The organism is Novosphingobium sp. BL-S-19 (genome assembly GCF_055521675.1).
Genome location: NZ_CM145497.1, coordinates 1,597,563 through 1,610,970, shown reverse-complemented (window position 1 = coordinate 1,610,970; position 13,408 = coordinate 1,597,563). Strand labels below are relative to the sequence as shown.

General features: G+C 64.6%; 6 protein-coding genes. 1 reads left to right on the top strand and 5 read right to left on the bottom strand.

What is annotated here, in order from left to right:
• Nucleotides 1-150 precede the first annotated feature (150 nt).
• Complete coding sequence (locus ACZ1JV_RS06790; protein WP_465148912.1) at nt 151-1,866, bottom strand: methyl-accepting chemotaxis protein; 1,716 nt, start codon at nt 1,864-1,866, stop codon at nt 151-153.
• A 421-nt stretch (nt 1,867-2,287) separates the two neighbouring features.
• On the opposite strand from ACZ1JV_RS06790, the gene ACZ1JV_RS06785 reads away from it, so the two are divergent.
• The gene (locus tag ACZ1JV_RS06785; RefSeq protein WP_465148911.1) at nt 2,288-4,513 is read left to right on the top strand and encodes a TonB-dependent receptor; all 2,226 of its coding nucleotides are present in this window, start codon (nt 2,288-2,290) and stop codon (nt 4,511-4,513) included.
• Nucleotides 4,514-4,680: 167 nt separating this feature from the next.
• On the opposite strand, the gene ACZ1JV_RS06780 is transcribed toward ACZ1JV_RS06785, so the two are convergent.
• The 4 genes from ACZ1JV_RS06780 to ACZ1JV_RS06765 form a co-directional block, all read right to left on the bottom strand.
• Nucleotides 4,681-6,711, bottom strand: a complete 2,031-nt coding sequence (locus tag ACZ1JV_RS06780) for a glycoside hydrolase family 97 protein (RefSeq protein ID WP_465148910.1) — start codon at nt 6,709-6,711, stop codon at nt 4,681-4,683.
• Nucleotides 6,712-6,742: 31 nt separating this feature from the next.
• Entirely contained in the window at nt 6,743-8,206 is a 1,464-nt protein-coding gene (locus ACZ1JV_RS06775) for a tryptophan 7-halogenase (RefSeq protein ID WP_465148909.1), read from the bottom strand.
• A complete protein-coding gene (locus ACZ1JV_RS06770; protein WP_465148908.1) occupies nt 8,203-9,762 on the bottom strand; it encodes a tryptophan halogenase family protein in 1,560 nt (519 codons plus the stop codon). Before ACZ1JV_RS06770 ends, ACZ1JV_RS06775 begins: the two co-directional genes overlap by 4 nt.
• Before the next feature lie 70 nt (nt 9,763-9,832).
• Nucleotides 9,833-13,240, bottom strand: coding sequence for a TonB-dependent receptor (locus tag ACZ1JV_RS06765; protein ID WP_465148907.1), 3,408 nt, complete (start codon nt 13,238-13,240; stop codon nt 9,833-9,835).
• Between the last annotated feature and the right edge of the window lie 168 nt (nt 13,241-13,408).

Sequence of the window (13,408 nt, the reverse complement as noted above, 5' to 3'; positions counted from 1 at the left end):
CCGCCCCCTTTGACAAGGGCGTTCCAGCCGGCATGAAGCGCGGCGGCGAAGAGGACTATGCAGAAGACGGACAGGGTCATGACGGTGAGGGGGCGTGCATATTGCCCGTCCACCCACCGTCAAGACAAAGTTCCGAAGCTGTGATGCCTCTCAGGCTACCTTGAAGCTGGCGGCTTGCGCGGCAAGGCGGTCGACCTCCGCAGTCAGGCTGCGCGCGGCGGCGGAGGCCTGCTCCACCATTGCGGCGTTCTGCTGGGTGGCAAGGTTCATGGCGCCAATGGCGGAAGTGACTTCGCTGACCGAGTTCGACGCCGCGGCATTGTCGCCCGCCACGCCGCCCAGCAGGACGTGCACCTGCCCGACATCCGCGGCAATGCCGGTGAAGGCGGCGTCCACGCGCTCGACCGCACCGACTGCGGTGAGAATGCCGGTGCGCGTCATGGTGAGCTGCTCCCGCGCGTTGCGGGCTTCTTCCTCGGAGCGGATCGCCAGTGCGGACACCAGATCGGCCACCACCGCGAAACCGCGCCCGGCCTCGCCCGCCTGACCGGCTTCGACCGCGGCATTCATGGCCAGAACGCGGGTCTGGAAGGCGATCTTGTCCAGTCCTTCGATCACATTGTCGATATCCTGCGCGCTATCGGCAACGCTGCGCATGGCATCGACGGCACGCGCGGCAACCTCGCGCCCTTCGCCGACCGTCGCCATGGCCTGATCGGCCCGCTCGACCGTCGCTGCCGCCGATGACGAGCCGGCGCGCAGGCGTTGGTCGATCTCCACCAGTGCGGCCGAACTCTGTTCGAGGCTGGCGGCGCTTGCCTCTGTACGGCGCGCGAGGTCTTCGGATGCCTGCGCGATTTCGGAGGAGCCGCCGCGGATCGCATGGGTGCTGGCCGTGGCGGCGCCGATCAGGCCGCGTAGCCCGGTCAGCGCAGAGTTGTAGTTCACCCGCAACCCTTCGTAGGATCCGGGGAATGCTTGCCCGATTTCGGCAGTCAGGTCGCCGGAGGACAGACGCTCCAGCCGCGCGGCAAGCGTTTCCACCACCTCGCGCTGCTGCCTGTCGGCCTGTTCCTTGGTTATGGCGGCGTCGCGGAATACCAGCAGGGCGCGGGCGATATTGCCGATCTCGTCCGGCCGTTCGGTATCGGCGATGGCAATGTCGTTCTGCCCGCGTGAGAGGCTGGCCATCGTTTCGGTGGCGGTTTCCAGCGGTTGGAACAGGCGCTTGGCCACGCGCATGCAGACGGCGGCGCAGAGGGCGGTGAGCACCAGCGCGATCAGCAGGATATTCCAGCCCAGCCGGTCCACTTGCGCGTAGAAGCTGTCCTTGGGAACGCCGACATAGAGTATGCCGATCACCTGACCCTGCGCATCGCGGATCGGGTCATATGCCGCGAAGTAGGGCTTGTCGAGAATGTGGGTTTCGCCGCGATAGGTCTCGCCGCGGCCCAGCACCGCCTCGCGGGCCGGGCCGGGATCGAGCCGGGTGCCGACCGCGCGGGTGCCGTCGTCCTTCTTGACGTTGGTGGCGACGCGGGTGTCGCCGGCAAAGATCGTTGCAGTGCCACCGACGAGCGCCTTGATCCGGTCCACGGCGGCGTCGTTGCCGTCCAGCCGGGTGTCTCCGGCGTAAAGCGCGCCGCCGCGCAGGCTGTAGCCCTTGCCTTGGCTTTCGAGCACGTTCCAGGCGACGCGCATATTGGAATCGAGCTGTTCCGAGCCCTGCTTGCGGGCGCTGTCGACCAGCATGATGCGGGTGCCGACGAACAGGATGGCGGCCAGTAGGACAAGGGCGCTGACCGCCATCAGGGTGACTTTGGTCGACAGATACTGGCGGGAGATGAAGGCGTGAAGGCGGGTCATTTTGATGCAGATCCTGAGGGGGGCTGGCAGGACGGGGCCGCGGGTCTTGGGGGTTTGATGCTGATGCAATCGTTATAGGCCGCGCACGATCCCAATGGTTCGCAGGTGCAGCAAATTCACATGCCGAGAGGAGGGGATTCCGGGAGATGTCGGGTAATCCGCTGCATGCTAGAGCCCCCCGATCTTATTCTATCACGCTGTAAATAAGCACGTTTTTTGAGGCGTTGCAGCGTCTGCGCGTTGTGCGCCGCCAGCGAAATTTTCTTTCGATCCAGTTGCATTGTGCGCCTGCAACCCGGCCGCCCCGAACGGCCGCAATTCACCCGCTTGACGCGATCCGATTCGCTCCGTAATTAGAATGCGTATTCCGGTTTTATAAAGGCGGGTCCGAAACAGGACGCCGCCCTGGAGGGAGAGAGAAATGAGACTGGCATTCGTGCTTCTTGCGACGTCCGCGCTGGCCGCTCCTGTGGCCGCCAATGCGCAGGCCGCTACTGGAGCCGCTTCGGGCGCACAGGCTGCCGACACGGCGCCGCAGCAGGAACAGGGCGGCTTCGGCGAGATCATCGTCACCGCCAACCGCACCGCATCGTCCGCACAGGACACGCCGATCGCGCTCAACGTCTATTCGGGCGATGCCTTGCGCGATGCCGGCATCTCTTCGGTGCGCGATCTGGCGGCGATCGATCCCAGCGTGAACATCTCGCCATCCGCCGGCGCGGCCTATGTCGCGATCCGCGGCATTGCCTCCACCGACGTGACCGAGATCGGCGACCCCTCGGTGCCCATCGCGCGCGACGGGTTCTACACCAACCGTCCTTTCTCGATTAATGCCTCGATGTACGACCTTGCCCGTATCGAGGTGCTGAAGGGCCCGCAGGGCACGCTGAACGGCCGCAATTCCACCGGCGGCCTGATCAGCATCATCACCAACCGCCCCACTTTCACCAATGGCGGCTATAGCACCGTCGAAGTCGGCAATTACAACGCCTTCACCGGAGAGATGGGCGCCAACGTCGCCATCAGCGATCACTTCGCGGTGCGCGCATCGGGCACGTTCATCACCCATGACGGCTACCGCAAGCTGGACGGCCCGGCCAAGGACGGCGACGACGAGGATTTCGCATCGGGCCGCCTGCAGGCGCTCTACCAGAACGGCGGCTTCTCGGCCTGGGTTTCCTATCAGCACGATTCCCGCAAGGTGAACGGCGATGCGCAGTTGAAGTCCACGCTGGGCGGGCCGAAGCCTTCGTTCAAGAACCTCGACCCGTTCCCCAATGATACGCTGACCTCCACCCGCCTCGAAGGCGACCGGGTGCGCTGGGAACTGGCCTATGAAACGCCGGGCAAGCTGAACTTCGTCTATGCTGGCGGCTACGACGAGCAGCACTGGAAGAACGTCCTAGATGCGACCGGGCCCTCCTATCCGGCCAACCGCCAGTTCCGCCAGAGCGAGTCGCCGAAGACCTGGAACCACGAATTCCGTATCAGCAACGATTCCGCCTCGCGCCTGTTCTTCCAGGCCGGCTACTTCCGGTTCCAGGAAGACAACACGGTCGATTCCGGGCTGTTCAATCTGGACATGACTGGCGATTTCGCCCCCGGCGGTCCGCTTGAGGCATTGGGGCAGCCCGATCAGTACGGCATCAAGTTCGACTACCGGATCAAGACGCGTTCGCAGGCGGTATTCGGGCAGGTGGAATACGACCTGACCGACAAGCTGGAACTGAGCCTTGGCGGCCGCTACACGTGGGATAAGAAGACCCGCACCGGCCAGGCCGTTCTGTTCCTGCCCGCCCTGGCCAGCCCCTTCGCGCCGGGCCTGACGCTGACCACGCCGGGTGACGGCAAGCTCAGCGAAAGCCAGCCGACCTGGCACGTGGGCCTGAACTATCGCCCCACACCCGATACGTTGATCTATGCAAAGTACGATCGCGGCTACAAGTCCGGCGGCTTCAACTCGAACGGCAGCGCGGCTTCGGTGCCCTATGGCCCGGAAAAGCTGGACGCGTTCGAGATCGGCACCAAGAATTCGCTGATGGGCAACACCCTGCAGCTAAATGCAGACGTGTTTTATTCGAAGTACGACGGTTATCAGGCATCGCAGACCTCCAGCGTGATCGATGGCGGCAGCGGCACCTTCAACGTCGGCAGCGCAGAGATTATCGGCGTCGAGGCCGAAGCCAAAGTGCTGGTGGCCGAACACACCCGCCTCGGCCTGAATGCGGCCTATCTGCACACCAAGTTCGGCGACGACATCGTGGTCAACGACGGCAATGGCGATCCGGTGGACATCAGCGGCAACCGCCTGCCGAACGCGCCCAGCTTCGTCGTCACCGGATCGATCGATCAGGACTTCGCCGTGGGCAGCGGCAAGGTTACCGCGCATGTGGACGGCAAGTATTCGTCCAGCCTCTATTTCTCCGCCTTCAACCTGAAGGACGTGGAATCGGACGATTTCTTCCTGGCCAATGCCTCGCTCAGCTATGAGCCGGGTTCGGGCGGCTGGAAGATACAGGCCTTCGTGCGCAACATCTTCGACAAGAACGTGCTGGCCTATGCACAGCAGAACTTCGTGTCGTTTACCGACAACTATCAGTTCCAGCCGCCGCGCACCTATGGCGTGCGGGCCAGTGTGAATTTCTGAGGCGTGAATTTCTGAGGCGTGAACTTCTGAGTTTCCGGACGATCCTGCGCGGGAGAGGGTGCATTTTCCTCCTCTAGTCCCCCTTGAGCGCGTAGGGCATCATCGTTCGGGACACCTTGAAAGGGAGCATGGCGACTGATCCATGCTCCCTTTTTTCTATGTGCGGATCAGTCCAGCGCGCGGAACCGGATCGCCGCGCCGCCGCCGGGGGCAAGGTTCAGGTCCAGCGAGTCCTTCGCCGTCACCACCTTGCGCGTGATGGTCAGCGCATCCGGCTTAGTGCGGTAATCCGCGCCGGGGCCATCCGCATAGATCTCCGCCTCGTAACGGTGGCCGGGTGCCAGGAAGTCCAGCTTCTGGGGCAGCGTGCGCGCGGTTTCATCGGTGATCGCGCCCAGATACCAGTCCTTGCCGCCGCGCTGCTGGCGGGCGACCACGACAAAGTCGCCGATCTTGCCCTGCAGGGTGCGCGTCATTTCCCAGTCCGCCGGTACGTCGCGGATGAACTGGAAGGCGCCGGGGTTCTTCTCGTAGTTCTCGGGCAAGTCCGCCGCCATCTGCACCGGGCTGTAGACCACGACATATTCGGCCAGCTGGACCGCCAGAGTGGACTGCACGCGGCGCGTCAGTTCGATGCCGCCACGGGTGATGTCGAAGATGCCGGGAGTGAAGTCCATCGGGCCGCCCAGCAGGCGGGTGAAGGGCAGGATCGTCATGTGCTCGGGCGGATTGGTGGGATCGCCCCAGGCGTTGTATTCCTGCCCGCGCGCGCCTTCGCGGCTGATCCAGTTGGGGTAAGTGCGGCGCAGGCCGGTGTCTTTCACCGGTTCATGCGTGTCGATGGCGATATGGCGCTTGGCGGCAGCTTCAACCACAGCAAGATCGTGGCGGACCATGTACTGCCCGGCGAACCATTGCAGGCCGCCATCGGCATCGACGATATTGCCGCTGTGGCGGACATAACCGGTCTTGACCACGCCCACGTCATGCGCCTTGTAGAGATCGAAGGCGGCATCCATCTGGCGCGCGTAGTTCTCCACCGCGCCGCCGGTCTCATGATGGCCGATCAGGCGCACGCCGTGCTGGCGTCCATAGGCGGCGATCGCGTCCATGTCGAAATCGGGATAGGCCTCAGTGAAGCTGAACTTGTCACCCTCCACCGTCCAGTCGCCGTCCCAGCCCTTGTTCCAGCCTTCGACCAGCACACCGTCGAACCCGTACTTCGCGGCGAAATCCATGTAGCGTTCGACATTGGCGGTGTTGGCGCCGTGCTGCGGCCCGCTGGCCCAGGTCGTGCGCTTCAGGTGCATTTCCCACCAGACGCCGATGTATTTGCCCGGCTTGAACCACGAAACGTCGCCCAGCTTGTTGGGTTCGTTGAGGTTCAGTTCGATCCGGCTGTCGGCCAGCGTGCTGATGGAATCGGTGATCAGAATGGTGCGCCAGGGGGTGGAGAAGGGCCCCGTCTTCCACGCCAGCGTGCCGTCGGGCCAAGGCATCAGGCGCGCGGAGAGTGTGCCGGCACCGTCGCCAGCCAGCAACATGCTGGGCCAGTCGACCAGGGCAGCCTCGTGGAAGGAGAGGTAAAGGCCGTCGTCGCGCTCCAGCGTCAGCGGCGTTTCGGCGGTGGTGATGCGGCGGGCATCGGTGGAGGTGTAGAGGTATTCGTCCCGCTCCTGACCCAGCGCCGGATACCACCAGGCGGTATAGTGGCCCTGTGGGCGGAACTGCGTGCCGTCGCTGACCACGGCGACCTTCTGGCCGGCGGGCACGTCCTTGTAGTCATAGCGAAGGCCGATGCCTTCGTCGAAGATACGGAACGTCACCCCCACGCGGCGATTGAGCGCGGTATCGCCGTTGAGCGTAAGGCCCAGTTCGGCGTGGTTGTCGCGGATCAGGCGCTGCTCGCCCCAGGGCTGTTCCCAGCTGGTATCCACGGTGTTCGTGCGGACATCAGACAGCGTGGTATAGCGCACCGGTGCCTCGCCCGCGAAGCCAAGGCCCAGGGTGGCGGGGGCGAGCACTTGCTGGCCCCGGCGCGATACTTCGTAAGTCGCGCGACCGTCACGCACTTCGACGCAGACTTCCAGTACTTTGCCCGGCGACTGCGCACAGGCGCGCTGCTGCGCTTCGGCGGCAAGAGGGGCCGAAAGGGGCACGGCGAGCGCGCTGAGGAGTAACGCGGTGCGCAGGATCATCGGGGTTCCATTTTCCATTATTGAAAGGGGGTCAGATGGCGGCGGGTGCGGCAGGGGGCAGGCACCGGCCATGGTCGGGTTGCGCCAGAACGGCGTCGCGGATGAAGCGGAGCATGGTTCGCAGCCCCTCGCGCAATTGTGCAGGATCGAGCCGGTCTGCGGCGGGCGGCCATGTCTCGGGCGTTGGGCCAAGGCCGGTGAACATCGCGCGCCAGCTGTCTTCGGAGAAGCTTTCGTCTTCATGCGGGGCGATCTCCCCGCGCGCGCGGAACAGGGCGATGCGGTGCGCGAGTTCAGCGGAGATGGGAGCGGCGCGGCCCCGTTCCCAGAAGGCACCCGGCCACGGCGCCAGCGCGCGGAATGCATGCTGGAAATCGCGGATCCGCGCGAAGGAGGAGGCCATGATGCGGTTGTATTCGGCCCGCTCGGCCGCGAAGCCGTGTCCCGTCGGCAGTAGCGACAGGAAATGGACGAGGCCGAGTTGAAGGGCGTGCAGGTCTACATCGTGGAAATGGTCGAAGGTTTCGGCCGCGCGGCCCATGGCGATGCAGTTGGCGACCCATGGATCCTCGAACCGCGCGCTGTCCTGCGCGTGGAAGGAGACGCCCTCCAGCCTTGCACAGCCGGCGAGGCGGGTGGCGGCTTCCAGTGCGATGGCGTCGTCCTCATCGGCGTCAAAGACATATTCGGCCGCGCTCGCAGTGCGGGTGGGTTTCAGGCGCATCCAACCTTCAGGCCCGGCGCGCAGTTCCGCAAATGCCGGAATGCGCGTGAAGGGCGGCGCCAGCGCGGTGAGCATCCGCGTTGCCGGGGCTTCCGCGACGATCCGCCGAGCGAACGGCAGGTGGCGCAGCAGCAGCGCTTCCTGCGTGAGATCGATGAACAGGTCGCCCGCGATGTTTTGGCCGTCATCCAGCCGAACGGCGGCGACCATTTCCCGGTCGTCGGTCAGCACCGGATCGACCTTGCTGGCGGTGTGGACCGTCAGTTCGCCAAGACGCGCGCGCAGCAGCGCGGCGTAAGCGCGCGCGGGCAAGTGATAGCCATAGTCGCAGCGGCCGAACCGCTCGCTTTCGGCGCCCGGCAGCATCAGGCGGCCATTGGTGGCGGCGATCGCGCTGGGGCAGAATTGCTGCAGATCGGCATCGAGCCCGTCGGCCCGCGCGCGGAGCCACTGCGCGAAGAAGGCATGGCCCTCTATCGGCGCGCCATAGGCGGCCCAGGCATGGAAAAACGGTCGCGAACCAGGGCCGACCACGTTCTGCCCGGCCGAATAGGTGCCGCCCGTTGCGGCGAGGAGGGTGCTTTCGTCCAGCCCGATGCGGGCGTGGAGCGCCTCCAGCGGCGGCTGCGTGGCATGGACTTTCGCCGCGCCGTCCCGGTCGGGAAGGGCGATCAGGGTCAGGTCCACCAAGCCCGACGGCAGCGCCCGGCGCAGCACGGCGGCGGCGAGCCACAGGGGGGCGTCGTGGCCGACGATAACCAGACGCTTCATGCGGGCAATCCTTCGCGGGCCGGTGCGGCGCTGCAGTAATCGCGCACGAAGCGGGCGTGGTCGGGCATGGCGGCAACCCCGATGGCAATGCGCTCGCGCAGATCGCCGAGCCGGGCGGTGAGGGCATCGGCCGGGATGGTCTGCGCCAGTGGATCGAACGCCTCCGGCTCGATGCCTTGGCCTACCAGCACCGAAAGCCAGCTATCGCGGGAGAACAGGCCGTGGCGATAGTCGGGCAGGGTGGCGCGTCTGAGAAACAGGTCCAGTTTGTGCACCAGCGTTTCGGGCAGTTCCATGGCGCGGACATGGTCCCACAGTGGCTCACCGAAGCGGCGGTTGGCGGTGTAGTGCAGGATCAGGAAATCGCGGATACGCGCGTATTGTAGGTCGGACAGGCGGTTGAATTCCGCGACGAGCGCGGGATCCGTGCGTCCGGGTGTGCGGGGCATCAGGCGGGCGAGATCGGTGACGGCGGCCTGGATGAGGAAGATGCTGGTCGATTCCAGCGGCTCCAGAAAACCGCCTGCCAGCCCGATCGCCACGCAGTTGCCGGCCCATGTCCGCCGGCGTCGGCCGGGGGCAAAGCGCAGCAGGCGCGGTTCGGCCAAGGGCTCTGCCTCCAGCCCGGCGAGCAGGGCCTCACGCGCGGCGTCCTCTTCGATGTAGCGGCTGGAGAAGACATAACCGTTGCCGACGCGGTGCTGCAGCGGAATGCGCCAGGTCCAGCCCGCCAGCCGCGCGGTGGCGCGGGTATAGGGCAGGAACGCCTCGCCATGCGCGCTGGGCACGGCGAAGGCGCGGTCGCAAGGGAGCCAGTGCGACCAGTCCTCCCATTCCGCGCCGAACTCGCCCCCCAGCAGCAGCGAGCGAAAGCCCGAGCAGTCGAGGAAAAAATCGCCTTCGATGCGCTGGCCGGTGGCGAGGGTGAGGGCGCGCAGATCGCCGCTGTCACCGTCGCGCTCGGCGGCGCACATGCGGCCTTCGATGCGCGTCACGCCTTGGCCGATGGCCCAGTCGCGCAAGTATCCGGCATAGAGCGCGGCGTCGAAGTGATAGGCGTAGCTGAAGGTCGATGCGATCGCGCGCGGATCAGGATCGGGCATGGCGCAGCGGTTTGCCCGCGCGGCCATGACGGCGAAGGAATAGGCCTCCAGCGAGCCGGGATCGCGGCCCAGTTCTTTCGCTCTCAGCCAGTGGTGCTGAAAACCGATGCCGCCCCATGGCTCTCCGAACGTACCGAAGGGGTGAATGTAGCTCGATCCGGGCCGGTCCCAGTCGCGGAACTCGATGCCCAGCTTGAACGTCGCCTGCGTGGCGCGCAGCACCTCGGCTTCGTCCAGCCCCAGCATGTCGTTGAATTGCTTGATGTGCGGCAGCGTCGCTTCGCCCACGCCGACCGTGCCGATCTCATCCGATTCAATCAGCGTGATCGTGTAGTCGTTCGCGGGAAGCTGGCTTGCGAGACCCGCTGCCGCCATCCATCCGGCCGTGCCTCCGCCGAGGATGACGACCCGAAGAGGCCCCGCCGGCTGCCGATCCTGTCTATTCGTATCCACGCGGTCCTCCCGTCAGGAAAGGGGCCGCGCCGCCGAAGGGTTCGGTCGGCGGCGCGGCAGGGAGAGCCCGTCAGTATTTCAGGCGAAGGCCAAGCTGGAAGCGGCGGTCCACGCGGCTCCAGTTGGCATCGCGGTAAACCGCCTTGGCGCCCGGCGTCTGCGGCGAGTCCCCGAAGATCTGCTGCTGGTAGATCGACTTGGTGCCCAGCAGGTTGGACCCTTCCAGCGAGATTTCGGCAAAATCGGTAACCGACCAGCGGATCGAGCCGTCAAGGAAGCCGGCGGACTTCTGGAACACCGGCAAGCCGATGCAGCAATCCAGGTTCTGCGTCAGGTAGCGAGAGCGCCAGTTGTAGGCGAGGCGGAAGCCGAACGGACCGTATTCGTAGAGGCCCACCACGTTGAACGTGTTCTTCGAAATGCCGGCCAGGCGGTGCGAGTCGATCACCGAACCGGTGCCGCCCAGCGCCTGCTGCCCCGCGCCGAATGCGCCCACGTCGCCGCTGGACGATGCGGTGATAAGGTTGGAGTTGCTGATGCCGGACTGGTCCACGAAGGTATAGTTGATCTGCGTACCCAGCCCCTTCAGCGCGCCCGGCAGGAAGGTGAAGAAGGTCTGGAATGCAGCCTCGAACCCCTTCAGCTTGCCGCCGCCCTTCGAATTCTGCGGGCCGATGATCTGCACTTCCTGCGTGGATGTGCCGTTGGTGATCTCGCGGTCGAACTGGCCGTAGGTGATGTAGTTGTTCAGCTTCTTGTAGAACGCCGTGAACGTGAACGAGGTGGTCGATCCGGCATAGTGTTCGAACGAGATGTCGAACTGGTCGGCCGATACCGGCTTCAGCGCGGCATTGCCCGAATTGGCGCGGAACACGAAGTTGTAACCGACGACGTTGGCCGCGATCGGTGCGGCATTCGGCGAATTGAGCACCACATAGGGCGAATCCGGCCCGGTGTTCAGGATCGGCGCGTTGATTGCCACCGTATCGCGCAGCAGGCCGAAGTCCGGCCGCGAAATCGCCTTGGAATAGGCGAAGCGCACGAAGTTGCGGCTATCCAGACCCAGTCGCACGTTGAAGCTGGGCAGCCAGTCAGTGTGCGATCCCGTGTAGGTATCCGGCTGAACCGCGCCGTTGGCGAAGTTGCGCACATCGTCCGTCAGGTAGCAGCTGGGATTGACGATGTCGGTGCCCGAAAGCGGGGTGCCGCAGGGCTGCAGGTTGTCGAAGATATTGGACTGCGGGAAAGCGACGCTGCCTTCGCTACGGGTCTTGGTGTTGACCACGCGCAGGCCGATGTTGCCGGTCACGTTGATGCCGCCGATGTACTTGTCGTCCCCGCCGAAGCGCAGCATCGCGTAACCGGCCCAGGTCTTTTCGCGCACCTTCATCACTTCACCCGGGGTGAAGCATTCGTCCACGGTCGCTTCCGGACGGTCGCAAATGCCGGTGTAGCCGGTGCCCAGCGGCGAATGGGTCTGCGTGCCGCCCAGCGAGTTTATCAGGCGGTCGTAATCGTTGAGCGTGCTGCGGTTGAGGTAGACCAGCTGGCCGTTGGGGTAGGTCCCGCCCGAATAGAACTTGCCCAAACTGTAGGATTCCCAGATCCCGTCGCCGTATCCGGTGAAATCGGGATGGCCCGCATTGCCGGCGCAGTTGCCGGTATTGGTGGGATAGGCGCCGCCAGTGGTATTGTCGGCATTGAAGCCGGGGCCGTTGCAGTTCCACGGCGCCGCGATCGAGGTCCAGTTGAAGGTCGAATAGCGGACCGTCTGATTGCGGTTCGAATAGCGCACGCCGACCGAAAGCGAGTCCAGCCAGCTGCCATCGGCGAACTTGTATTCGGCATCGGCGCGGGTGGCGAATTCCTTGGCGTCGTTATCCTCGACATGGCCCTGGATGAACGGGATCCAGTAGTTGTGCGGATTGGCAAGCCCGCCCGCCGCGTAGTTCACATTGTCACCCGGCAGCAGGGAAACCTGCGGGGTGCCATCCTTGTTCACGCTGTAATCGAAGTTGGCCATCGACCCGGTCGCGACCAGGATGTCGTTGTTGTAGGTGGAGGCATCGATGTACTGCGCGTCGGCGCTGAAGCGCAGCCGGTCGTTCGCCTGCCAGTCGATGTGCGCGGAAAGGTCCTTGGTGCCTTCCGAGTGGTTGAACTTGCGCGCCTCGTTCTGGAAATACATGCCGTCGCGCAAGGTGGAGCAGTTCGCACCGGCACCGCAGTAATTGACGAAGGGCACTCCGGGGATGGCCGAGCCGGCGTTGAGCGCCGCTTCGAGGCTGTCGTAGGAGCCGGAGAAGCTGCCGTGCGGCTGCGTCAGGATGCCCGATTGCAGCATCCCGTCCGATCCGAACACGAGGGGCGAGGTGCCGTCCGCCGGGCCGAGGATGGTGCTGGTGCGCGGATTGAAGGCGGCAGTGCCGAAGTAGTTGCCGTCGAAAATGACGTGGCTGGCGCGTTCGTACCATGCGTTCTTGTACTTGGAATCGAGGTACTGCACGGTGGCATGCACATCGCCGCCCGGGCTTTCGTACTGCGCGGCAAGCGCAAGGCCGTGGCGCTTGCGGTCGTAATCGACCTGCGAATAGCGCACGCCGTCGGGCGCATAGGCCCAGCCGGTGCCGCCGAACGGGTTGCCGGTGCAGGCCACGCTGCCGTCCGAATTGACGATCCCTGCGTCCTGGGTGCCGAAGCCGGAGGTGCAGTAGGTATCGATCTTGTCCATGATCACGCTTTCCGTGCGCGTGATCACGTGGCTCCAGGCATAGTCCGCCAGCAGGCCGAAGCGGCCCATGTCGGTATCCCAGGTGTTACTGATGAGGCCGGAGAACTCCGGCGTAACCTTCTGCGACAGGGTGCCGTAGTTCAGCTTGGCGACGCCGGTGACCAGCAGGCCCTTCTGATCGAACGGCAGGCGGGTGCGCAGGTTGACGGTGCCGGCGATGCCGCCTTCGATCATGTCCGCCGTCTGGTTCTTGTAGGCGTCGATGCCGGCAAGCAGTTCTGGCGAAACGTCGTTGAATTGCAGCCCGCGCGCGGAGTCTGCGGAGAAGCTGTCACGCCCGTTGAATTCGGTGCGCACCATCGGCAACCCGCGGATCAGCACGCTGGTCGGCTCGCCCGAGGGGTGGGTGCTGTCGTCGGCCGACTGCAGGCGGTTCACCGTGATGCCGGGGATGCGCTGAAGCGCTTCGGCCGCGGACTTGTCCGGAAAGGCGCCGATGTCGGTCGCGGTGATGGAATCGACGAAGGTATCGGCGTTTTTCTTGATCTGCTGCGATGTTTCCAGCGCGCTGCGCACGCCGGTGACAATGATGGCATTGCCGTCATTGCCGTTCGCGTCGCTGTCGGTGGGTGCGGCAACCTGAGCGCCGGCCTGATCCTGGGCCTGTGCGATGGTTGCGCTGAAAAGCAGTGCCGTGGCCGATGCGCCGCACGCGAGCGCACGCTTCGTCTGCTGCAGACTGAGCATATTTCCTCCCCATTGTCTTGCCGGGCTTGTTCCGGTCTGGTTGCAACATTTGCGCAATTTTGCGCAACGTGCAAGAGGGAAAATAGCCGAATAATCTAAGGTATTTGCGAATCTTTTCGGGATTATTGGTAATGTTTATGCAAAACTTTGCATAAATCGTTATGCAAA

Bases quoted from the DNA above. Each gene is read 5' to 3' on its own strand.
- ACZ1JV_RS06785 (WP_465148911.1), top strand. From the start codon at position 2,288: ATGAGACTGGCATTCGTGCTTCTTGCGACGTCCGCGCTGGCCGCTCCT.
- ACZ1JV_RS06765 (WP_465148907.1), bottom strand. From the start codon at position 13,240: ATGCTCAGTCTGCAGCAGACGAAGCGTGCGCTCGCGTGCGGCGCATCG.
- ACZ1JV_RS06790 (WP_465148912.1), bottom strand. From the start codon at position 1,866: ATGACCCGCCTTCACGCCTTCATCTCCCGCCAGTATCTGTCGACCAAA.
- ACZ1JV_RS06780 (WP_465148910.1), bottom strand. From the start codon at position 6,711: ATGATCCTGCGCACCGCGTTACTCCTCAGCGCGCTCGCCGTGCCCCTT.
- ACZ1JV_RS06775 (WP_465148909.1), bottom strand. From the start codon at position 8,206: ATGAAGCGTCTGGTTATCGTCGGCCACGACGCCCCCCTGTGGCTCGCC.